At 34.4% G+C, this 1,393-nt stretch carries 2 protein-coding genes; both read left to right on the top strand.

Annotated elements, in window-relative coordinates; all coding sequences use genetic code 11:
- Positions 1-42 precede the first annotated feature (42 nt).
- Positions 43-477 (top strand): hypothetical protein, encoded by a 435-nt coding sequence (locus EWM59_RS27505; RefSeq protein ID WP_130024375.1) that lies wholly within the window; start codon positions 43-45, stop codon positions 475-477.
- Between the two features lie 20 nt (positions 478-497).
- Positions 498-1,367: an IS3 family transposase gene (locus EWM59_RS27500; RefSeq protein WP_229239446.1), complete on the top strand. Its 870-nt coding sequence runs from the start codon at positions 498-500 to the stop codon at positions 1,365-1,367.
- The last annotated feature ends 26 nt before the right edge of the window (positions 1,368-1,393 follow it).

Raw genomic sequence — 1,393 nt, 5'->3', positions numbered from 1 at the left:
TGTCTTGTCCTGAAATAGGTTTACACAAACCTAAATAAAAACATGGCAAGAACAAAGACAAACAAAGGCTCAGGTTACAACCAAAACAAATTGCACTATGATTTAGATTTTAAATGGAGAGTATGCCAAGAATATCTGAATAGTTCAGAGACAAAAATAGCCATACAAAGAAGAAATGGTGTACAATGCAGAACAGCGATCGTAATATGGTTACGACAATTCGGTTTGAAAGATAAAATAAAGCCGTTATCTTTAAAAGAGCAACTTAGTTTACAAATGCCACAACCTAAACCAAAAAAAGTACAATTTGAGGAATCAGAGCTTGATAGACTTAAGAAGGAGTTAGCAGAAGCTAATTTAAGAGCTGAGGCATATCAGAAAATGATTGAGATAGCAGAGCAGGAATTTAAAATAGAGATCAAAAAAAAGTACGTTGCCAAACAATCTACGCCCTCAAAGAGGCCAAACCAGCAATAGGTTTAGGACAAATATGTAGAATGTTTGGCATAACTAGACAAGCCTATTATCAGTATTTTTGGAGAGCAAATGATTGTCTGATTGAAGAAGAGTTACTCATACAAAAGGTCAATGCCATTCGTCAGAGACAACCGATGATTGGCACAAGAAAGTTGTATGGAATGCTTCAGGCTTTTATGATTGAGCATCAGATAAAAATGGGCAGAGATGCCTTATTTGACTTATTATCTCAGCATGGACTGTTAGTAAGAAGGAGAAACAGGAAAACAAAAACCACTTTTTCCTCTCATTGGTTAAGAAAATATCCGAATTTAATTAAAGATATTGAGCCTATAAAGCCTAATCAGATTTGGGCATCGGATATTACCTATCTGGAAACAAATGAGGGTTTTGTTTATCTATCACTTATTACTGATACCTATTCAAGAAAGATAATGGGCTATCATATAGCTGATAATCTTTTAGCCATAAGTTCAGTAGAAGCATTAAAAATGGCCTTAAAGAGTTTACCTCAAAAAGTGGATAAATTAATCCATCATTCTGATAGAGGTATCCAATACTGTTCACATGAGTATGTAACCTTATTGCAGGATTATGGCCTACAAATTAGTATGACACAGAATGGCAATCCTTTAGAAAATGCAATTGCAGAAAGAGTAAACGGTATCCTTAAAGATGAGTTCTTGGCTAAAATAATTATCAAAAATCTATCGCATGCGCAAGGCTTACTAAGAGAAATAATAGAGATTTACAATAAAGAAAGACCTCATATGAGTGTTGGACTCTTGACCCCAGAGCAGGCTCACCAAATGGAAGGTAAGTTAGAAAGATATTGGAAAAATTATTATACAAATAAAGGCTGTAAACCTATGGCAGGATTATCAATTTAACTGTAAACTTATTTTAGGACGAGTCA

It is taken from the genome of Emticicia agri, assembly GCF_004168285.1.
Classification (GTDB): Bacteria; Bacteroidota; Bacteroidia; order Cytophagales; family Spirosomataceae; genus Emticicia; species Emticicia agri.
The sequence above is the reverse complement of the archived record's forward strand: the minus strand, read 5'-3'. Positions and strand labels throughout refer to the sequence as shown.